Here is a 19,939-nt window from a genome sequence, read left to right as displayed (position 1 = left end):
TTGTTTAGTGAAACACGCCTGATTCTCTAGATTTTTTTGTCATTTTATCCGTCTGTTTATTTAATGGAGCTTTCAAAAATCCTCCCAAAAGCAGGAATATGATTCCTGTTCCAACCAGGAATAACAAATCATGGTACACGCGTGCCCAGACAATGCCACCTACTGCTTCACGCATCAATCCAATTGCATGTGTAAAAGGCAGGAATGGGTTAATCACCTGAAAGAAATGCGGCAGTAACGCCACTGGGTATGTTCCGCCAGCCCCTGCAATTTGCAGAACCAGGAATATGATAGCAACTGCTTTTCCTGTATCCCCGAATAAGGAAACAAGCGTATAAACGATTGTGATGAAAATGAGGCTGGTAATAACGCCAAATAAAATGAACCATCCTATTTCCCGCACATCCACTCCAACAATGAAAATGTCCCCAAGAAGTACAACTATTGTCTGCAATAAACCGATTGTTATGAATGTGAACAAACGACCAAAATAAACCTCATGTGTCTTATATGCCGTTTCCCTATCATGGACATCTGTCGCGAGTAATGATATGAGAAGCAGTGCTCCGACCCAGATAGCAAGCACAGTATAGAAAGGTGTCATCCCTGTACCATAGTTGGCAATCGGAAATAATTTATTCTCGCTCAGTTTTACCGGCTGCTGAAAAAAGCTTTTTTCAGCTGCGGGGTCATTTTCCAGCAGCTGGATAATATCATTAAGATCTGTTTCTTTTTGTATATCCCTGATCTTATCGGCAAGCTCAGTGATTTTGCTATGCACATAAGGATATTGGTTAAGTGTATATTTCAGTATGTCTTGACCATCACCAAGGTTTTTCTTCGTACTCCCAAGCAGCCTTTCAACTTCAGGAATCGTATCCTGCACCTCGACTAGCATCCCTCGTGCCTTGTTCAATGTCTGTTTAGCGCTGGAAACTTCCTTACGAAGGGTTGGCTCAATATTTTGATTGAACTCATTGACAAAATCCCCAATACGATTATTCGTATTATCCGCTACACCTTTAATGTTGGTAAGATCGTCATTTACCTGTCCTTTCTTATCTTTTATAAATTCTTTGATATCCCCGGAATTTTGCTGAACTTCCTGTAATGCCTGTTTTAACACTTCTAATTGGCCCAAGGCATTTTCGATTTTCTGTTGACGATTTTCACTTGAGTCTCCCTCATTATTTAACTTATCCATTTCCTGCTGCAAATCAGCCATTGCCTGATCGATAGCATCTAAACTTTCCGGATTTTTTTCTTGTAATTCTCCTGCCAGCTGATCAAGCCGTTTTTTCACATTTTCTTTGACAGCTGAAACCCCTGGCGATTGGTCAGCATTGTTTTGCTTTTGCAGCTGCTTCAAAGCAGATTCGACTTTATCGATTTTTCCGATACTCTCTGTAATCTTTGTATCAATATCATCACTCAGTTTGTCGCCCTTATCCCAATTGATGTCAAGGGATTGCACCTCATGAATGAATTTGCTGACATCACTTGATACCTGTTGCACCGTTGCCAAATCTTTTTTTACTTTTGGCGCCATATCATCCAATCTTTTTTGTGCATCGTCAAGGAATTTCGTAGTATTATCAATCGTATCCAAGCCTTGCTGCACGCCTTGCTTGGCGTCTGGAATCATTCCTTGTGCCTTCGCTATGATTTTGTCGGCGTCCTTGGCATCACTGTATGTGCTATCAAGTGTTTTCTTGATGTCCGGCAGTTTTTTCTCTACAGTAAAAATATAGTCTTCAAATTTCTCTATATCAGGCAGTTTTTCCTGCAATTCGATACCCAGCTTGTTGAAAATATCAAAAATCGTACCGTTCACCGTAGAAATGAAGCTGCTGCTGATCTGGTCCACAATGACACTCGCGCCCTTACTCGTGATTTTAGGTGCGATTGCATTGATTTTCTCATTCACGTAATATTCCACTGTTGCTTTTTGTGGTTTATCGTTGATGACAGTGGATAGCTTATCTGAGAAATTTTTCGGGATGACGATAACAGCATAATAGTCTCCAAACTCTACCTTATCCATCGCTTTTTTACGAGTTGTGAATTTCCAATCAAAAGAATCATTCTTTTTTAACGTTTTTACCAGCTCATTGCCAGCATGGACTTTCTCGCCCCGGACTGAGGAACCCTGGTCTTCATTGACTATGCCCACTGGTATCTGATCAGTCTGGCCATATGGGTCCCAGGATGCTTTAATATTGAACCACGCATACAGCGACGGTAAAAGAATCAATCCGCCAATGATGATGGCCGCTACCCAGTTTGTGGTTACTTTTTTGATATCAGTCGTATATATATGCCAGCTGTTTTTCATTTTTTACCTTCCTTGCTCGAATGAATGGTCATTCATTTTATATTCAAATATAAATTATAGCAGTAAAACATGCAAACTTCCATATTAAACCATACCCGAAAAAACTTATGATACGCTTGCAAACGCTGTCTTTATTGCAGCCATAGGCATCTAAAAATCAGTGTTCCTTTTATATTCTTCCCTCTCTGGTGACTTTATCCCGCAAAAACAGCCCCGGTCTTTGGCCGGAGCTGAAAACGATAATATAGTTCAGTTCTTCTTCGCAAAAAAAGAAATACCAACAAGTGAAAAAACCAACAACTCACTTCCTAACCAAATCCCTCCACCCATATGCTGTTCATATATTGGAGAAAAAGGCAATAATTGTACAATATATTCAGATGGAAGTGTTTCTCCAGCTGGCAGACACAGCTCCAGAGACTGAGAAAAGTAACTCAAATCAGTATAGGTCGTAAATAAGCTGCTGTCAGAGAACAGCAGCCATATGCCGAGTGGAAGCATCAATAAGGCCTGCAAACCTGCATATCGCTGTTTTTCTTTGACAGACAACCTGCCATGAATGAGCGGTATCCATAACAAAATAGCAGCAATAAATAATGCCAACAAATAAAAATAATTTAGAAACATGTCCATTCGGGCGAAGTCGAAAATAATCGGCACATGGTAAGCATATAACAATAAATAAAACAAAATGATAACAAAAACTGGACTGGATACAAAACGAAATACACTGCCTATTAAAGCCTGTTCTCCCATTTTATACAACAGCTGCAGTTTTGCGCCATAGACCAATAGAGGCGCTACAATGAGAAATAATACAACGATTTGCATGATATGAGCTCTGAACGCAATTCTTGCTATGATATTCAATGGGCTTCCGATTGCAAGAAACATCCCAATAGTCCCAATTACAAAAGAGACCTTCTTCCAAAAAACGTGGCCTTTTTCAGTTGGCAGCATAAAAAAGTATATGATCAGAAGAAAGCAGGAAAACAACATGATACCGCCATTCCATAATGATGAAAAATGAAATTTATCCAATAGAATCTCCAGCATACTTCTCATCCTTTTGATTGTTTCTAATGCTATTATAAACCGTCTGCAGCGGTGATTCCCCATATCCTTAAGACAATTTTATGACTTTATGATGCCTTTCCATGAATAAAGGAAAGATGAAGATTACTATAAATCTATTCATCCGCCTTCGAATGTTCTTCAAGAACCGGCCAATAAAGAAGCTAAAATAGGCATTCAATCATATGATCAATGCCTGAATCGCTTATTTTATTCTCCATTTTATGAAATTTATACCATTTTCATACAATTTTGCCATTTATTGTATAAAATATAGTATACTATTAGAGACAGGTACCTTACAAGGATATATTGGACTGAGCTGATGTGGAGTTGACAAAACGGCGGCTTTGCGTTCCCCTATGAAAGGGGGCAAGCGAATGATTCCTATTGATAAGACGATTGAATTGATGATCGCTTTTTCAACACTTGTTTTGTTAATCGTAAACAGCCGTGAAAACAAGTAATACCCCCACTGACACGCAATGGAGGCATTACCTATTTCACTCCCGGACCTGAAGTCGCCGTATCCTTGCCTGTATCTGTCCGGGATCACAAGTTACCGCTTGTGATCCTCTTTTGGTTACGAGTGACTCACAGTGTTTATTATACAAAAGGACTAGATCTAATACAATCTTATTTTCATATTTATCAAACCATTTTCATTTTCCATTCGCGAAAAGTTGCCATGACGCTGTTGGCATCACGTCATCAGTAATTTGTTCATTTGCTCATCTGCAGTTCTTCTTTTAATGCATTGGTCCGTTTTTCCAGCTCACTCGATAAATATGCCATTTTTTCTTTTTTAGACATCTCTGGATCCGGTATGATTGGTTCGCCATACATAATCATTGGTTTTTGCCTTTTTTTCAAATCTGAAAAATTATTCGGGCCGACATACGCGGCAGGAACCAACGGAACATCTGATGTCATGGCAATGGTTACCGCACCTCTTTTTAATGGAACGTCTTCTTGCGTTCTGGTTCCGCTAGGAAAAATGCCAATGACTTTTCCTTCCTTAAGCAGCTTTTTGGGAATTTTTATCGCGCTCGGACCCGGGTTTTCTCTGTTGACCGGAAATGCTTTCAGGTTTGTCAACAGCCACCGCGTAAAACCATTTTCAAATAATTCTTTCTTAGCCATAAAATGTAGTTTGGTTGGCATAGTGGCTACACCAAGCCATAAAATGTCAACCCAGCCGGTGTGAGTGCAGGCAATGACGTATCCTCCATTCTTTGGCAGCCGTTCTTTATGACTGATATTTATTCTGCCGAACAGGCTCAGAAAGACCTTTATTACATTTGCAGCAAAACTATATAACATGAAATATTCCCCTTTGATTTTTTCTTTTATTTTACCATAGGGAATTAGTATCTGGTACTAATATTGTCTTAATTTAGGAAAGCAGTTCCTTCTAACCCTTACTTATTTTGCCATTCCAAAAATTCCAGCCGGTTGCCAAACGGATCAAACACATATATTCGATCTGCTCCCGGCAGCAATGTGTCCTGTTGAAATGCTATTTTCTTTTTACGCAAATGGACTATCAAAGCTGCAAGATTTTTAATACGGATGGCTGGGTGGGCCTTCTTCTGAGGGGTAAATGGTTCCTCCACGCCACAATGCAACTGCAGGTCTTCTTTTTTAAACCAAACCCCGCCACGTCGTTTCAAAGTTTCAGGCTTTTCGACCTCCTGAAACCCCAAAACTTTCCCATAAAAGTTTCTTGCCTCTTCTTCCCCGCTTTCTGGTATAGCTAATTGTACATGATCAAGTTTTTCTAACTGAAATGTCAATATCATCACGCCTTTCTCCATTGTTTTCAGCATATCTCAGCTTCCAAGTTAAATCCAATACAGAAAAATGATAGAAACCTATCACTCCTTCCTATCATGCAATGAATATAGCAGTGGAAACGAAATGAGGGTATGGAAACCTCTCCCAACAAGGGTTGATGGATGATCATGTTTTGTTCGGTTTTATTGCTGTAGCACATACCGCCATTTCAGGAGAAAATTTTTTATAATATAATCTGATATGGCGAAAACCACTTTTTTTCAAATCCTGTTTCATTTTCCTGGCAAAGGTTCTCGTTCTGTGCCGTTTCGCATCATCCTGCCTCGGCTGCATAGTGATTGCAATTTCTCCACGAGGAACAAGAGCATTGAATATGCGTTGAAGACCATTTACTTTATCTGGCCATAGGGTGAAATTATTCACTGCCAGCACTTTTTGGTAATGATTCTCCCGCAGACCTGTGTCCGCAATATCTCCCACCAATAACCGGACCTCTCCTGCCTCGATTTCCTTGTCAAGCCGATGAGCAGCTTGCTTCTTCATTGTTTTAGAGACATCAATGCCGTCTACTTGAATATCAGTATACTTTTTTGTCAGATAATCGATGCCATAGCCAGGACCATAACCTACTTCCAGTACCTTGTCACCGGGAGAAATATGGAGGTGTCTAATCGTCCATTCATTAAGCCCTTTATTTTCTGCAGCCATGATTTTGCCAGCGAGTTTTCCCAGTAGCCCTTCTGGTTTCTTAAAATTCCTTTTTACTTTCTCCAGCACAAGCTTCACCTCGATTTACATAGGATAGTTTTCATTCTGATTAATAAAATACAATTTTTCTTTATATACCCGTTTATGGGGATATATGATCATGATGCATTTTCTACTGGACAAGAAAAAGAGCTCGGCAAAAATGCCAAGCTCTTTTATCTATGTCTATCTATTCTGTTGAATAAGAAAAGCGCAAGCTCCTTCCCCAAATGATTGGTCTATCTGTTCACATCATAACTTATCCAATATATCCCCAATCGCTTCTTCACCAAATTCCTGCCATTTGCTTTTATCACGGATATGACCATCTTTATCGAGTGGATCCTGAAATTGGTTGAAGCCTGTGGCTGCGAGCAAGGAATTTTCATCTTTATCAAGACCTACATGTACAACATGCTTGATCACATAAGGCTTCTGAAATTCAATCAACGCGTCACTTCTATCCAATTCACCCTGCAACACTTGAAAGGGAAGTCTTATGTAAAAAGTTTCACCCTTTTCTTTGTGCATCACTCCATCAAACATCCCGCCATCATACTCCCAATTACCCCCCATATGGAAGCCATATATCTTTAGTGCTTTACGAGCTTGACCGAAATTCATCTGCCTGCCTTCCATATCGGTTTCCAAATGTATCATCCTATCGCCCCTTATGTCTATTTTCCATAGTATTAACATTACTGGAAAATGAATACAGCGCCATCATAAAAAAAGGGGCGAAGCCAATGAAGCAGACTGTAAAGAAGTGGAATTGTGAATGTACACAGCAACGTTGTCAGGATCACGCCGAATGAAGCGAAAACAGCGTCTCCACCAAATTTTTGTGCATAAACAGATGTAGTAGAAGCACTGGGCATGGCAGAGGTCATCACCGCAATGATAATTAGTGGGTATGAAACATGAAAAAGAAGGAAAATCAGCAAAAATAATGGGAGGAAGAGCAGCTTACAGCCTGCCGCCATCCATAGGTAGACATTCTTACTGTATTTCCATAAATCTTCCCGTTGGATATCAGCGAGCATGCTTCCTATCAATATCATCGATAAAGGGATGGTCACTTTCCCCAAACTTTCGAATGTATTCAAAATCGGGGCAGGCCAACTAAATGGAAGAAAAAGCATTCCCAAGCCAATCAAGGTTGATAAAATGCCAGGGTTGAAGAACAGGCCTCTCCAATTGACAGATTGCTCATTTCTGGTAAAAAGATAAATGCCATATGTCCAAATCAAAATAAGATAACAAATATTAAAAAGTGTTAAGTAAATGATGCCTTGTTCTGCGATTAACATATAGCTGACCGCAAACCCGATAAAACCTTGGTTTCCAAAAATGATCAAGCTTTCATAGACGCTTTTTTGTTTCCAAGGTAATGCCGCTTTCTTTCGCAGCCATGCACCGGCAAAAACGGAAACACTCAATATGAAGATGGACATGGTGACCATCCAAGCAAAATCAGCCATCAATTCCACGGTCAGTTTCGCATGCAATGAAAATAAAATCAATGCAGGCAATGTGATGTATAACATGAGCTGGGTGATAACCTGGTTGGCATGTTGCGGAAGAATCTTCATTCTGCGGCTTACCAAACCGACGAGACTTATGATATAAAGCGGCACCATCGCTTGTAAGAATGCATTTGTAGACAACAATGACCTGCGCCTCCTTCCTTCATGCTTTTAATGTATGAACCAGCAGGAAAGAAGGTACTGCATTTATGCGTCAAGTGGAATTTTCTGTTTTAGCTTCAGGAAAGAAACGATGTACTTAGCCGCCTGGCGCATCTTTGATCACTATCTGTTGTTCATCCTGATAGACATATTTATACATCCCATACCGTTCCCATTATGTTTTTCGTTTAGATTCGCCCAAATTCAAATTTCACGGGCTCGAATTCTTGGGCTATCTTCATTTCACCTGAATTCTTCGTAGTTTTTTCATATTGTTCTGCTCCTACAACAAATTATGTCAGATTTCAAGTATGAATAAATGGAAACGGTTAAAAATAAGATGGAATCTTAATCATGAAGATTCTTCAATTCCCATCAAACTGGAGGTTAAAACGAATGGAGATTATAAAAAGAATCTTACTAGCTCTCGTCATCATCGGCGCGATTAACTGGGGACTAATAGGTCTGTTCCAATTCGATTTAGTAGCCACTTTATTCGGAGGCCAAGGTGCTACACTTTCAAGAGTTGTATATACGCTTGTTGGAATCGGCGGCCTGTTTTGTCTAGGAATGTTGTTTGCACCGCTAGAAGACGATGATAGGGATGACACTATCCGAGCTGGCAGAGTTAATTACGGTACGGAGTTTGGAGAAGAAACAAATTTTTCAGAAGATGACAAAGATAAAAGAGATTGAGCGGAACAATTCTAACTAAACGTGGCTGTCTAAGAAGTTGTAAAAAGCTTCTAAGCCAGTCACGTTTTCCAGACACTCCCTTTCCTCTCTAAAGCTTTGATTCACACGCTTTGTATACTTAAAGTTTCAGAATCTAAAGGTTAGACATCGACGCGAAATATACATTCAGAATCAGAAGCCTCAAACCCGGTGAATGAGTGGTTTAACAGTTTTGCATTGGAAGCTAAAGAAAGGCTAAGCGGTGATATATGATGGAATTTGCTTTCGTTGCCATGAGTGCCCTCCTGCCCCTAATGATGTTTTATATACAAAATCATTGGCCAAAAATGCGACTGCTTTTTAATACAGGTGCACTTTTGTCCCTATTAGTCTTCGGTAATATCGCTTCCCTGTCCATTTATCAAATCATTCAGGAAAAAACTGTGTTTATGACTACTATTCATGGGCTATTTTTAAATCCCGCCTTCCTGATTACCGGTGCTTATACAGGTGTATACATACTTTACCGGGGTCTTCTCATCGGAGTAGATGAATCATAAAAATGTCATGCAAGCCTCCTTGTTTCAGATAAACAAACTCCCTCCCGATTCAATTCTCCTTTGTGGATTATATTAAGAATGCAAGCAAAAATACCAGCGAGGTCACTGGTATTCGTTGATACTACAGCTTTGTATTTTTCTTTTTTGCACGTTGTTCCAGCTGCGACTGTGGCCTTTGGGATGTTTCTTCTTCCGATAATCCCTGTGGAGTTACACTTGACTGACTTTGTTTTTTACTCCAAATATCATTTTTTTCCGGCATGTCAACACCTCCTGAAAATAGTATCAGAAAATGAATACTCAATTATGCATATGGATTGACTGCAATTATCCTTTTTCCATACGTTTACCACTATATTGCTCCCTCAGTGTACGTTTCAAAACTTTCCCACTCGGATTTTTCGGGAGTTGTTTCGTCAATACCACTCGTTTTGGGATCTTAAATTTTGCCAGTTTCTCTTTGCAATAAGCGATAACTGCTTCAGAAGTTAGTCCGCTTTCCTCTTTCGGTACAACTACTGCCACTATCGCCTCAATCCAATACGCATCATCCATACCGATAACCGCAACCTCCGATACGCCGGCAAGCTCGTAAATCGCTTCCTCCACTTCCCGGCTGGAGACATTTTCTCCGCCTGTGTTGATCATATCTTTTTTACGATCGACTATGGTGATGTAGCCATCTTCATCCATCACTCCCAAATCACCACTGTGGAACCAGCCTCCGCGGAATGCTTCCGCCGTTTTTTTCGGGTCATACAGATATCCATCCATTGCGTGCGGACTGCGATGGACGATCTCTCCAACTACGCCGCGACACACTTCCTGCCCCTCATCATTTACAATCCTCGTCTGTATATTCAAAGCCGGTTTTCCCGCTGATCCAAGTTTACTGAGCTGATCTTCCGGTTGTAATGTTGTTGCCAGCGGTGCCACTTCTGTCTGTCCGTAAAAATTGTAAAAGTGAGCATTGGGAAGTCGTTCGGCAAGTTCTTTGAGAATCTCCCGCGGCATAGTGGCAGCTCCATAGTAACATTTCTTGAGAGATGATAAATCTCGTCGTGAAAAATCAGGATGTCGCAGCAAGGCGATCCAGACTGTTGGCGGGCAGAATACCTGGGTCACCTTTTTGGCTTCGATCATCTCTAGCATCACATCCGGTTTTGCCGCATCCACAATGACACCGCTTGCTCCAAGATAGATGCTAGGGCCTAGAAAAACATGAAGCTGGGCGCTATGATAAAAGGGCAGTGCATGAAGGACAATGTCATCGCTGCGCATATCTCCATCCACAATGCAGCTCACGTATTCACTAATGATACTTCTGTGACTTAACATCACACCTTTTGGCTTAGATTCTGTTCCGCTTGTATAAAGTACATGTACAAGGTCTTCATCGGAAACATCTGCAATAATCTGTTCCTCTAATTGACCTGCTTGTACATTCTTCAAGCACCTCCAATGTAATCGGCCAACTTCATCCTGGTCTGCATCCAAAATATAACAGCTTTTCAGTCCTTTTCGGTTCGATGCTTCTTCCATTATCGGAATAAATTCTTTTTCTGCCAGGTAACCACAAACTTGTGCATGCTCTAAAATATAGGCAGCCTCCTCGGCTGCCAGCATGTAATTGATCGGCACCATTACTGCACCGATTCGTGCCAGCGCGAAGTTAACGACGACAAAGTCCAGATTGTTTTTTGACATCACTGCAATCATATCGCCTTTTTTTAAGCCGTCTCCCAAAAATCCCCTTGCCGTTTTGTTCACAAGACCATCCAATTCCGCGTAAGTCAACTGGTCATGTTTATAAGTCATTGCAACCTTGTTGCCGAATTTCGCCCGTGTTCTTGTCAGAATATCACCAAGCGTATTCCGCTGTATCTCTTTGATCATCTGTCCAAGCTCGTCCCTCGGTTTTTTTTCAACCGTCATCTAATCCCTCCCCAATTTACTGCAAAAAATCCATTTTTAAAAAGAAGTGGATTTTTTTGCTGCCGATGTACGTCACGTTATTTTATGAAATAAAGACTGTACACAGACCATATTTATACGTTTTTCATCTGATTCGAAGAATAAAAGCCTGAAAAAAATGCTACACATACCAGCAATAAGTAGGGACATTTATTTTTGGAAGGGAAGAAGATCTTATTTAAAATGATGAATCTTTCCATAGAGTGATTTTTTGTCAAATAATTCGTTCGGTCGCATCTTAGTTGTTTGCGATGACAGACGCTATCTGTCCGTCATCGCAAACAATCATTTTAAAAGGGCGACCTGCCAAATCCCCAAATCGCGACGTGAATTATTTTTGTAATGTATCAATGAATGAATTAATAAATCGTTCGTTTTCAACGTCTAAACATATTTCAACACTCGGTTTTTGCCAATTATTACGGAAATCACAAATCGTCTGCCCGTAGCTCAGATCACTTTTCGTCTCGACATCAACATAATATCTGGCAGTTTTCACAAGTGTAGGGTCACACGTTAATGGATCATGCAGTGCACAGCCATCTCTCCCATAATGCAGTTTACTGTATTCGCGGTATTGGTTTGTACTTTGGAAGATGAAATTATAGTATTTCGTTCCCTTCAACCATTCTATCCCATCCTTGGTCAGAAATGTTCTCATTGTAAACATCAAGACTGACCAACTTGATTGATATCCCAGAATGCAACACGATTCTTGCTGCTTCTGCATCAGCATAGATGTTCATTTTTGCTAACTTTTTATTGTATCATCCTGCGTTTCAACAGTCCTGATAATATCCAGGTTTGTCTTACACTTGAAAGGGAAACATATAGAATGATGCATTTCCAACATTTGCAGATTGCACATCATTGTCTGTTTTAATGGAAAGGAATGATACGGATGTATAAAAAACAGGAAAGAAAGTTGATGTGGCTTTCTTTTATCGTTGCCGGCATTATGCTTTTGTCAATAATCGGGAAATTATTCCATTAATGAAGGAGTGTCAAGAAATTGATAAATGATAAAGCAGTGTTTTTCAGCCGCATGCTTACCGAATTAACACTGTCATTTCATATTATTTACGCCACATTGGGTGTAGGGGTGCCACTCATGATTATGATTGCACAATGGGTGGGCATTAAAAAGAATGATGAACATTATATTCTGCTTGCGCGAAGATGGACACGCGGGTTTGTTGTAACTGTAGCAGTTGGTGTTGTGACAGGGACCGCAATCGGACTGCAGCTTTCCCTCCTGTGGCCAAATTTCATGGAGCTTGCAGGAAATGTGATCGCTTTGCCGCTATTCATGGAGACCTTCGCCTTTTTCTTTGAAGCCATCTTTCTCGGTATTTACTTATATACGTGGGATCGTTTTGACAATCAGAAGAAGCATTTTCTTCTACTGATTCCCGTTGCGCTTGGGGCATCTTTCTCAGCGGTATTCATTACCATTGTCAATGCGTTTATGAATGCTCCACAAGGCTTTAGGATTGCAAATGGTGAATTGGTCGATGTCAATCCGATAAAAGCAATGTTTAACCCGGCCATGCCGACTAAAGTATCACATGTTGTAGCAACAGCCTTCATGATGAGTGCTTTTGTGTTGGCATCCATAGCAGCATACCGTTTATTGCGTGGCTCCAACCATATATACCACAAAAAAGCGCTGGCTCTAACGGTAAAAGTCGGTTTGATTTTCTCGATAGCTTCTTTACTGATTGGAGATTTTTCCGGGAAATATCTTGCGAAGTATCAGCCTGAGAAACTTGCTGCCGCAGAATGGCATATGGAAACCGGTACAAAAGCACCCTTGGTTGTTTTTGGAGTAAGAGACGGTGACGAGGTGAAATATGCACTGAAAATCCCCTTCGCTTTGAGCATTTTAGCAGGTGATTCTCCGAGCGCGGAAGTGATCGGATTGGATCAGTATAAAAAAGAGGATACTCCGCCGCTGTACATTCATTATTTATTCGATACCATGGTATCAATCGGAACGTTGATGATTTTGATTTCCTTCCTGTATTGGTTAGGGTTGAAAATGAATTGGTCCTTTATAAAATCAAAAATCTTTCGTTGGCTGCTGGTAGCTGGCGGGCCGTTGACCGTTATTGCGATGGAAGCAGGCTGGTGGCTTGCGGAAGTAGGCAGACAGCCTTGGATTCTTCGGGGCATCATGCGAACATCTGAAGGGGCCACCACGAGCAATCAAGTGGATTTGATGCTGCTATTGTTCTGTTTGCTCTACCTTATTCTAGGGATCGGCTCCATTGTTGTCTTGATCCGAATGTTCCGCAATAACCCTATTGAACGTGAACTTGCTGACCGAGCATCTGCAAAAGGCGGTGAAAGATCATGAATATGGAAATACTTGGGATTTTGGTACTTTGGACATTCTTATTTGGCTATTTGATTATCGCGTCCATCGATTTCGGAGCCGGTTTTTTCAATGCTTACAGTGAACTTACGAGCAAGCAGCATATCATTTCTGCTGTCATCCAGCGTTATCTGTCGCCTGTATGGGAAGTAACCAATGTTTTTCTTGTATTTTTCTTCGTCGGGATTGTTGGTTTTTTTCCAAAAACCGCATTTTACTATGGCACGACATTATTGGTTCCGGTCAGCATCGCGATCATTTTGTTAGCTATCCGTGGTGCCTATTATGCATTTGAAACATACGGCCACAAACCGCATAAAGGGTACGCCTTTATGTACGGTGCCGCCGGTCTGCTGCTTCCAGCCGCACTGTCGATCGTACTCACTATTTCAGAAGGTGGATTTATTTCTATGGTGAATAATGCTCCCGTACTCGATTACTGGACTCTTTTCACTAGTCCGCTCACATGGAGCATTGTTGTATTGAGTATCACTGCGTTATTATTTATCTCAGCAGTATTTCTGACCTGGTATGCTGGTAAAGCAAATGATGCTCCAGCGATGGAGCTTATGCGCAAATATGCATTAATTTGGGCATTGCCGACCATCATTACTGCTGGCGGGATTATGTATGAATTGCAATTTCACAATCCTGCACATTTTGAACGAATTCTCAATTTATGGTGGATGTTCGCATTATCGCTGGTGTTCTTTATTGGGACAATCTGGCTTCTGTGGATGGGAAAGCATCTTGGATTTGCGGTTATCCTGATGATTGCTCAGTTTGGATTTGCTTTCTATGGCTATGGCATTTCCCATTACCCATATCTTTTATATCCACAGCTGACACTATATGACAGTTTCACAAACGAAGCAATGGCGATAGGACTGGTGATCGCATTCATAGCTGGATTGGCATTGCTGCTCCCATCCCTTTACTTGTTGCTGCGCCTCTTTCTCTTTGATAAAGATTACGTGCGTGGAAATAGCAAATAAGTACTTCTAACGAGGTGATTTTATGACTGACTTCATGGTTTTTGGAGCTCCGTTCATCGTTTTGATTCTGTCCATGGCAGTGGCTTTTTGGGCAGCCCTGCATGATAAACATTCAGAAAAAGAATGATTGGTATGGATGTAACAACGGAACATTGTTGAAACGTAGAAAACAGCCCAATTTGAAAAGTTCGGTATAGCTAACTCATCATTTGTTATATGCTCAGCTGAGATTCAGTGGGAATGATCATTCCCACTGAATCTTTTTTTCTACATGTAAAAGCGTATTTTTTTATTGACAACATTTTCGTATCTGCTATCCTTTATTCATTAACATTTTAGATAATTCAAATTGATTTTTCTACTCAGGAAGGTGATTACGCATGTTTTCTCAACAATTAAGAATACCAGGTCCTACTCCTATTCCGCCAAGCGTTCAGCAGGCAATGAATCAAGCAATGGTTGGACATAGAGATCAAGAAACCAAAGAACTCATCCATACGATTCAACCGCTTCTCCGACCGATTTTTGGAACAAAGCAAGAGGTAATCGTTCTTGCAGGCAGCGGCACCGGTGGTTTAGAGAGCGCAGCAGTAAATATCGCCAATGCTGGCGATGAAGTACTCGTTGCAGTCACTGGAGCTTTTGGCGACAGATTTGCATCCATTTGTGAGGCGCATGATTTGAAAACCCATCACATGAATGTGACATGGGGAACCGCTGCGAATCCTGATGATTTAAAGTCCTTCCTTCTGGATCACCCAACCATTCAGGCAGTGTTCCTGACCTTTTGTGAAACCTCGACAGGAGTGCTCAATCCTATCAAAGAATTAGCTGCAGTTGTCCGCGAGTATTCCAACGCTTACGTGGTGGTAGATGGGGTTTCTTCTGTAGGCGGAACTGCCAGCCATATGGATGATTGGGGTATCGACATGTTAGTCACCGGCTCACAAAAAGCATTGATGCTTCCCCCTGGGCTGGCTTTTATAGCTGTGAGCGAGCGAGCGTGGAAACAGATTCAAGACAACTCGCAAAGACGTTTCTACTTCGACTTGCGGAAATACAGGAAATCATTAGAGGGGGATTCTACGCCGTATACGCCCCCAGTTTCTTTACTTTATGGTCTGAAACAAGCAGTGCAATTGATAGACCAGGAGGGGCTCTCGGAAATCTATGATCGCCATCAATTGATGATGAACATGACACGTAAAGCTTGTAAAGCGTTGGGATTGCCTTTGCTTGCCGCAGATGATATCGCATCTCCTACCGTAACAGCCATCAAACCCGACCATTTTTCCGCCAAGCAGTTAAAAATGATGTTGAAAAGCAGTTTCAACCTCAATGTTGCTGGCGGGCAAGCACATCTGGCCGATGAAATTATCCGTATTGGCCATATGGGATATTGTTCTCCAAACGATGTGCTGCTTTGCATCAGTTTACTTGAAATGGGGCTTTCCAAACTAACAGGTGCAGATACGTTCGGGGTCGGAACAAAAGAAGCAGAAAAAGAATACTTTCATTTTTTAAGCCGTAAGGAGGATCGTGGATGATGTTTCATATATTAGTTGCTGATCCATTAAGTGAAGAGGGACTTAAGCCACTTCGCGAACACTCCGACATAAACGTGTCGGTCCAAACAGAACTTTCACCGGAAGCGTTGCTTGCTGAAATTCCAACATACGATGCATTGATTGTACGAAGCCAAACATCAGTCACTGCGGAACTACTTGAAAAAGCGGATCGGTTGAAAATTATCGGCCGAGCTGGAGTCGGAACGGACAACATTGATTTACAAGCTGCAACACAGCGCGGCATTATCGTTGTTAATGCACCACACGGCAATACCAATTCCGCCGCTGAGCATACCATGGCAATGATCATGTCCCTATCACGAAACATTCCACAGGCTTACCATTCCCTTAAACAGCATGAATGGAATCGAAAAAAGTTCCTTGGGACTGAGCTTAAAGGTAAGACACTGGGGATTGTAGGGCTGGGCCGTATCGGGACAGAAGTCGCTTTTCGGGCGAAAGGCCAGCGAATGCAAGTGATCGCCTTTGATCCGTTTTTAACAGAGGAAAAAGCTGAAAAAATCGGCATTGGCTATGGCAGCCTGGAAGAAGTTTTAAAGGCAGCTGACTTTATTACGGTACATACACCATTGCTGAAAAATACCAGACATCTGATCAACGCAGAGGCCTTTAAATTAATGAAGGATAATGTGCAAATAGTCAATTGTGCTCGTGGCGGTATTATTGACGAGGAAGCACTTTACGATGCAATTGTCTCTGGAAAAGTTGCCGGTGCGGCACTTGATGTCTTTGAAAATGAACCAGCCCTTGAGAACAAACTCTTGACTCTTCCTGAAGTGATTGCTACACCCCATTTAGGAGCTTCGACAGTAGAGGCACAGGAAAATGTGGCAATTGATGTCAGCCAGGATATTGCGTGCTATCTGCAAGGATCTGCTGCCGCAAACCCTGTTAATATACCTGCTATTTCAAATGAACATATGGGTAAAGTAAAACCTTATTTCTTATTGGCGGAAAAGCTTGGGGAGTTTGTTTCTTATCAGTCTGATGAAGCTATTGAAGAAATTGTTTTGAATTATGCCGGTGATGTTTCGGAATATGAGGTCACCCCATTAAGCAGGATAGCAATCAAAGGTCTATTGAAGCGGCATCTTGGCGATCATGTCAATGAAGTGAATGCGATGTACCTGGCGGAAAAAAAGGGGATCACAGTGCATGAAAATAAAACGAAAACTACCAAAGGGTTCACAAACCTGCTGCGAATTGATATTGTGACTGGAAAGCGTACTGTTACTGCAGCAGGAACGCTGCTGAATGGACTTGGCCCAAGAATTGTCCATGTTGATCAATTCCACGTTGATGTGACGCCGACTGGTCACATCGTGTTGATCCACCATCGTGACCAGCCCGGCGTTATCGGAAAAATGGGGAATTTACTTGGAACGCATCATATCAATATCGCAACGATGCAGGTGGACCGATGGGATGAGGGCGGTAAAGCGATCATGCTGCTTAAAGTAGACCGTCATCTGGAACCTGACAGTATAAGCGCGTTGAAAGCCCTTCCAGAAATAGAAGACGTGCGCACAATTGATTTCTGATAAAAATAGGAGAACACACGGATCAGCTGTGTGTTCTCCTATTGTTTAACAGCATTATTCTGTTGCACCTGTCGGTTTTGTATCTTTGATAAAGCATGCGAGAATCAATCCCAAAATTGCCATTACCCCTGCCACCGCAAAGGAAACATTGACACCATGGATGATTCCGTTAAGACCCTTTTCCGGTATAGCATGATTGGCCATCAATGTAACCAGCAGCGCTGTACCGATAGCACCTGCGATTTGGCGCATCGTATTATTCATCGCAGTACCGTGAGGGATAAGATCTGTACTAAGCTGATTCAACCCAGCAGTCGTTGTTGGCATCATGACCATAGCGATACCTAACATTCTCACCGCATTGACACTCGTCAGATAAAGAAATGTCGTCTGACTGTCCAGATTGGTGAACATGAATGTCGTAATGGTGATAATGGCTAATCCGATGATTGCCAGCCACTTCGCACCAAACTTATCAAACAGTCTTCCTGTTATCGGGTTCATGATACCTTGTACAATAGCACCTGGAAGAAGCATCAATCCGGATTCAAAAGCTGAGAACCCGAGCATATTTTGCATGTAGAGCGGCAATACGACCGCTGCTCCAATCAAAGACATGAACGCAAGCATACCCAATGCCGTCGTCAGCGTGAAAATTTTATTTTTAAACACTCTGAATTCCAGGATTGGCGTCTCGAGAGTAAGCTGTCTCAGAATGAACCAAGTCAATGTGATGGCTCCCACAATCAATGAGATAATTACATGAAGACTTGCCCATCCGTTGGATCCCGCTGTGCTGAATGCATATAATAAACCACCAAAGCCGAACGTGGAGAGTATAATTGAAATCGGATCCACTTTCGGATTCATTTGTTTTGTGACATTTTTCAAGAGAAAATACGCAACGATGATGTCAGCTATTACTATTGGCAATACAATGTAGAACAAACTTCTCCATGGGAAGTTTTCCACAAGCCATCCTGACAGTGTCGGACCAATCGCTGGCGCGAAAGCAATGACTAACCCGAACATCCCCATAGCAGTACCACGTTTTTCCTTAGGGAAAATCAAAAAGAATACGGTCTGCATCAACGGCATAATGATTCCCGCACCTGAAGCCTGCAATATGCGCCCAATCAATAACAGCGTGAAGTTGGGTGCCAACGCACATATAAGTGTTCCCAACGCGAAAAGGCTCATAGCACTAATAAATAATTTTCTCGTAGTAAACTTCTCAATAAGGAATGCAGTGATTGGAATCATAATCCCATTAACAAGCATAAAAATGGACTGGAGCCATTGTGCCACTGTTTCATGCAGATCCAAATCTCTCATGATATGCGGCAATGCGGTTGCCAAAAGCGTCTGATTTAATATAGCAACAAAGGCACCAGACAGCAAAACAATGATGATTGGTATTTTATTATCAATTTGTTGTGGGTGTTTCACTGTTTTGGGTTCAGACATACATTTCCTTCTTTCCATATTACTTACACCGGTGTTTCTTCACAGTGATAAGCAAACTTTTTATTAAGTTTTCCGTAATACCCAATAGACAAGAAATCATTTTAACATATATCCATTAAGCTGCAAAATAAAACATTTAACCTTAGTATGCTTCTTGAAGACTAAAAAAATCACCTATTCCTTCGTCTTACCGCAGTCTTTGAACAAGTGGCAAAAGTTCACTTAAATTCTTGATTTCGTATGTTGCATGGATGCCAGACGCATTATTTTCATGGCGTTTTACCAAAACAGAACTTATGCCGGACCTCTCCGCCCCCAAAATATCTGTCTTTACGTTATCGCCCACCATCAACACTTCACTTGCCTCAACAGCGAGCACTTCTAATGCATGCGTAAAAATGGAAGGATCCGGTTTACCGATACCGAATGCTCCGGAAACGATAATATCGTCCAGATATTCTTTTAGCACCGGAGAGAGGGATAATTTGGTGTTTTGTAAATCTGGCGAGCCATTTGTCAGGAGCAGCAATTCAAAATCATCTTCCTTTAGACTCTTTAGCACATCAACCGTATCTTCAAAAAGAAACGGACATTTTTTCCGCTGTTCAGGAAACATGGCAGCTAATTCCTTCCCAAGGCCCGCCTGCTGACATTGTTGCGCAGCCAATGCTTCCTGCCATACCTTCAGTCTATATGCTGGTGCGATTTCACGCAGTCTGGCGAAATCCTCACCCGGATCTGCAAAATTTGCCCACATTGCTTCGAAAACCCCAATACCGATTTTTTTGGCAAAATCATAGGTTTCATAGGATGCGTACAGGCGCGGCGCTATTGTCCGCACATCATTTTCCAGCCTTTCAGGATCAACGCCGCCAACCTCTGCTGCATATGAACTTGTGTTTTGCAATGCTATATCAACACTTTTTCTATCCCACAGTAAGGTGTCATCCAAATCAAATATGATTGCTTTTAACGTCATGTGCCAGTCCCCCATTTTTATGTACACTATTTTCATTCCATGATAGCATTATTTGCCAGAATCCTCATTTAATTTGTCCAAAAAGAATTGACTGTATCTGTTCACCCGGCGTTTAAAGTAATAGGATAAAACAAAAAGAGC

At 41.5% G+C, this 19,939-nt stretch carries 19 protein-coding genes; 7 read left to right on the top strand and 12 right to left on the bottom strand.

Annotated features, from left to right (window positions below):
* Positions 1–4: 4 nt before the first annotated feature.
* From ACFSMW_RS01055 to ACFSMW_RS01025, 7 genes are all read right to left on the bottom strand, one after another.
* Positions 5–2,335: a YhgE/Pip family protein gene (locus ACFSMW_RS01055; RefSeq protein ID WP_390352251.1), complete on the bottom strand. Its 2,331-nt coding sequence runs from the start codon at positions 2,333–2,335 to the stop codon at positions 5–7.
* A gap of 249 nt (positions 2,336–2,584) precedes the next feature.
* Positions 2,585–3,391 carry a cytochrome c oxidase assembly protein gene (locus ACFSMW_RS01050; RefSeq protein ID WP_390352250.1) on the bottom strand — a complete coding sequence of 269 codons (807 nt, stop codon included), beginning with the start codon at positions 3,389–3,391 and terminating at the stop codon, positions 2,585–2,587.
* Between the two features lie 741 nt (positions 3,392–4,132).
* On the bottom strand, positions 4,133–4,732 hold the full coding sequence (locus ACFSMW_RS01045) for a lysophospholipid acyltransferase family protein (protein ID WP_390352249.1): 600 nt from the start codon (positions 4,730–4,732) through the stop codon (positions 4,133–4,135).
* Positions 4,733–4,830: 98 nt separating this feature from the next.
* Positions 4,831–5,238, bottom strand: coding sequence for a VOC family protein (locus ACFSMW_RS01040; protein ID WP_390352248.1), 408 nt, complete (start codon positions 5,236–5,238; stop codon positions 4,831–4,833).
* Positions 5,239–5,371: 133 nt separating this feature from the next.
* Positions 5,372–5,983, bottom strand: coding sequence for a class I SAM-dependent methyltransferase (locus tag ACFSMW_RS01035; protein ID WP_390352246.1), 612 nt, complete (start codon positions 5,981–5,983; stop codon positions 5,372–5,374).
* A 222-nt stretch (positions 5,984–6,205) separates the two neighbouring features.
* Positions 6,206–6,613, bottom strand: coding sequence for a YugN family protein (locus tag ACFSMW_RS01030; RefSeq protein WP_390352245.1), 408 nt, complete (start codon positions 6,611–6,613; stop codon positions 6,206–6,208).
* Positions 6,614–6,651: 38 nt separating this feature from the next.
* Complete coding sequence (locus tag ACFSMW_RS01025) at positions 6,652–7,623, bottom strand: AEC family transporter (RefSeq protein WP_390352243.1); 972 nt, start codon at positions 7,621–7,623, stop codon at positions 6,652–6,654.
* A gap of 414 nt (positions 7,624–8,037) precedes the next feature.
* On the opposite strand from ACFSMW_RS01025, the gene ACFSMW_RS01020 reads away from it, so the two are divergent.
* On the top strand, positions 8,038–8,337 hold the full coding sequence (locus ACFSMW_RS01020) for a DUF378 domain-containing protein (protein ID WP_390352242.1): 300 nt from the start codon (positions 8,038–8,040) through the stop codon (positions 8,335–8,337).
* A gap of 248 nt (positions 8,338–8,585) precedes the next feature.
* Positions 8,586–8,876 carry a transposase gene (locus tag ACFSMW_RS01015; RefSeq protein WP_390352241.1) on the top strand — a complete coding sequence of 97 codons (291 nt, stop codon included), beginning with the start codon at positions 8,586–8,588 and terminating at the stop codon, positions 8,874–8,876.
* Between the two features lie 121 nt (positions 8,877–8,997).
* Here ACFSMW_RS01015 and sspL read toward each other — a convergent pair whose 3' ends face one another.
* The 3 genes from sspL to ACFSMW_RS01000 form a co-directional block, all read right to left on the bottom strand.
* Complete coding sequence (sspL, locus tag ACFSMW_RS01010) at positions 8,998–9,138, bottom strand: small, acid-soluble spore protein L (RefSeq protein WP_390352240.1); 141 nt, start codon at positions 9,136–9,138, stop codon at positions 8,998–9,000.
* 65 nt (positions 9,139–9,203) lie between these two features.
* Positions 9,204–10,811 (bottom strand): fatty acyl-CoA synthetase, encoded by a 1,608-nt coding sequence (locus ACFSMW_RS01005; RefSeq protein WP_390352239.1) that lies wholly within the window; start codon positions 10,809–10,811, stop codon positions 9,204–9,206.
* A 370-nt stretch (positions 10,812–11,181) separates the two neighbouring features.
* Positions 11,182–11,475: a nucleoside hydrolase gene (locus ACFSMW_RS01000; RefSeq protein WP_390352237.1), complete on the bottom strand. Its 294-nt coding sequence runs from the start codon at positions 11,473–11,475 to the stop codon at positions 11,182–11,184.
* Between the two features lie 387 nt (positions 11,476–11,862).
* Here ACFSMW_RS01000 and ACFSMW_RS00995 point away from each other — a divergent pair, with 387 nt between their 5' ends.
* The 5 genes from ACFSMW_RS00995 (at position 11,863) to serA (ending at position 17,352) form a co-directional block, all read left to right on the top strand.
* Entirely contained in the window at positions 11,863–13,209 is a 1,347-nt protein-coding gene (locus ACFSMW_RS00995; protein ID WP_390352236.1) for a cytochrome ubiquinol oxidase subunit I, read from the top strand.
* A complete protein-coding gene (locus tag ACFSMW_RS00990) occupies positions 13,206–14,222 on the top strand; it encodes a cytochrome d ubiquinol oxidase subunit II (protein WP_390352234.1) in 1,017 nt (338 codons plus the stop codon). Before ACFSMW_RS00995 ends, ACFSMW_RS00990 begins: the two co-directional genes overlap by 4 nt.
* Before the next feature lie 22 nt (positions 14,223–14,244).
* Positions 14,245–14,349 (top strand): cytochrome bd oxidase small subunit CydS family protein, encoded by a 105-nt coding sequence (cydS, locus tag ACFSMW_RS00985; RefSeq protein WP_390352232.1) that lies wholly within the window; start codon positions 14,245–14,247, stop codon positions 14,347–14,349.
* A gap of 253 nt (positions 14,350–14,602) precedes the next feature.
* Entirely contained in the window at positions 14,603–15,769 is a 1,167-nt protein-coding gene (locus ACFSMW_RS00980; protein WP_390352230.1) for a pyridoxal-phosphate-dependent aminotransferase family protein, read from the top strand.
* Positions 15,766–17,352, top strand: a complete 1,587-nt coding sequence (gene serA / locus ACFSMW_RS00975) for a phosphoglycerate dehydrogenase (protein ID WP_390352229.1) — start codon at positions 15,766–15,768, stop codon at positions 17,350–17,352. The genes ACFSMW_RS00980 and serA overlap by 4 nt, the downstream gene beginning before the upstream one ends.
* Positions 17,353–17,406: 54 nt before the next feature.
* Here the strand turns inward: serA and ACFSMW_RS00970 are convergent, their stop codons facing one another.
* Entirely contained in the window at positions 17,407–18,819 is a 1,413-nt protein-coding gene (locus ACFSMW_RS00970; RefSeq protein ID WP_390352228.1) for an MDR family MFS transporter, read from the bottom strand.
* Positions 18,820–19,006: 187 nt separating this feature from the next.
* Positions 19,007–19,798 carry an HAD family hydrolase gene (locus ACFSMW_RS00965; RefSeq protein ID WP_390352226.1) on the bottom strand — a complete coding sequence of 264 codons (792 nt, stop codon included), beginning with the start codon at positions 19,796–19,798 and terminating at the stop codon, positions 19,007–19,009.
* Positions 19,799–19,939: the final 141 nt, after the last annotated feature.

It is taken from the genome of Tigheibacillus halophilus (assembly GCF_042683165.1).
GTDB classification, from domain to species: domain Bacteria; phylum Bacillota; class Bacilli; order Bacillales; family Amphibacillaceae; genus Tigheibacillus; species Tigheibacillus halophilus.
Note: the sequence above shows the minus strand (reverse complement) of the source record. Positions and strands in the feature narration are given on the sequence as shown.

What these genes read in the sequence shown, in the direction of transcription:
- ACFSMW_RS01055 (WP_390352251.1), bottom strand. Translation starts at nt 2,335, where the DNA reads ATGAAAAACAGCTGGCATATATATACGACTGATATCAAAAAAGTAACC.
- ACFSMW_RS01050 (WP_390352250.1), bottom strand. Translation starts at nt 3,391, where the DNA reads ATGCTGGAGATTCTATTGGATAAATTTCATTTTTCATCATTATGGAAT.
- ACFSMW_RS01045 (WP_390352249.1), bottom strand. Translation starts at nt 4,732, where the DNA reads ATGTTATATAGTTTTGCTGCAAATGTAATAAAGGTCTTTCTGAGCCTG.
- ACFSMW_RS01040 (WP_390352248.1), bottom strand. Translation starts at nt 5,238, where the DNA reads ATGCTGAAAACAATGGAGAAAGGCGTGATGATATTGACATTTCAGTTA.
- ACFSMW_RS01030 (WP_390352245.1), bottom strand. Translation starts at nt 6,613, where the DNA reads ATGATACATTTGGAAACCGATATGGAAGGCAGGCAGATGAATTTCGGT.
- ACFSMW_RS01020 (WP_390352242.1), top strand. Translation starts at nt 8,038, where the DNA reads ATGGAGATTATAAAAAGAATCTTACTAGCTCTCGTCATCATCGGCGCG.
- ACFSMW_RS01015 (WP_390352241.1), top strand. Translation starts at nt 8,586, where the DNA reads ATGATGGAATTTGCTTTCGTTGCCATGAGTGCCCTCCTGCCCCTAATG.
- sspL (WP_390352240.1), bottom strand. Translation starts at nt 9,138, where the DNA reads ATGCCGGAAAAAAATGATATTTGGAGTAAAAAACAAAGTCAGTCAAGT.
- ACFSMW_RS01005 (WP_390352239.1), bottom strand. Translation starts at nt 10,811, where the DNA reads ATGACGGTTGAAAAAAAACCGAGGGACGAGCTTGGACAGATGATCAAA.
- ACFSMW_RS00990 (WP_390352234.1), top strand. Translation starts at nt 13,206, where the DNA reads ATGAATATGGAAATACTTGGGATTTTGGTACTTTGGACATTCTTATTT.
- cydS (WP_390352232.1), top strand. Translation starts at nt 14,245, where the DNA reads ATGACTGACTTCATGGTTTTTGGAGCTCCGTTCATCGTTTTGATTCTG.
- ACFSMW_RS00980 (WP_390352230.1), top strand. Translation starts at nt 14,603, where the DNA reads ATGTTTTCTCAACAATTAAGAATACCAGGTCCTACTCCTATTCCGCCA.
- serA (WP_390352229.1), top strand. Translation starts at nt 15,766, where the DNA reads ATGATGTTTCATATATTAGTTGCTGATCCATTAAGTGAAGAGGGACTT.
- ACFSMW_RS00970 (WP_390352228.1), bottom strand. Translation starts at nt 18,819, where the DNA reads ATGTCTGAACCCAAAACAGTGAAACACCCACAACAAATTGATAATAAA.
- ACFSMW_RS00965 (WP_390352226.1), bottom strand. Translation starts at nt 19,798, where the DNA reads ATGACGTTAAAAGCAATCATATTTGATTTGGATGACACCTTACTGTGG.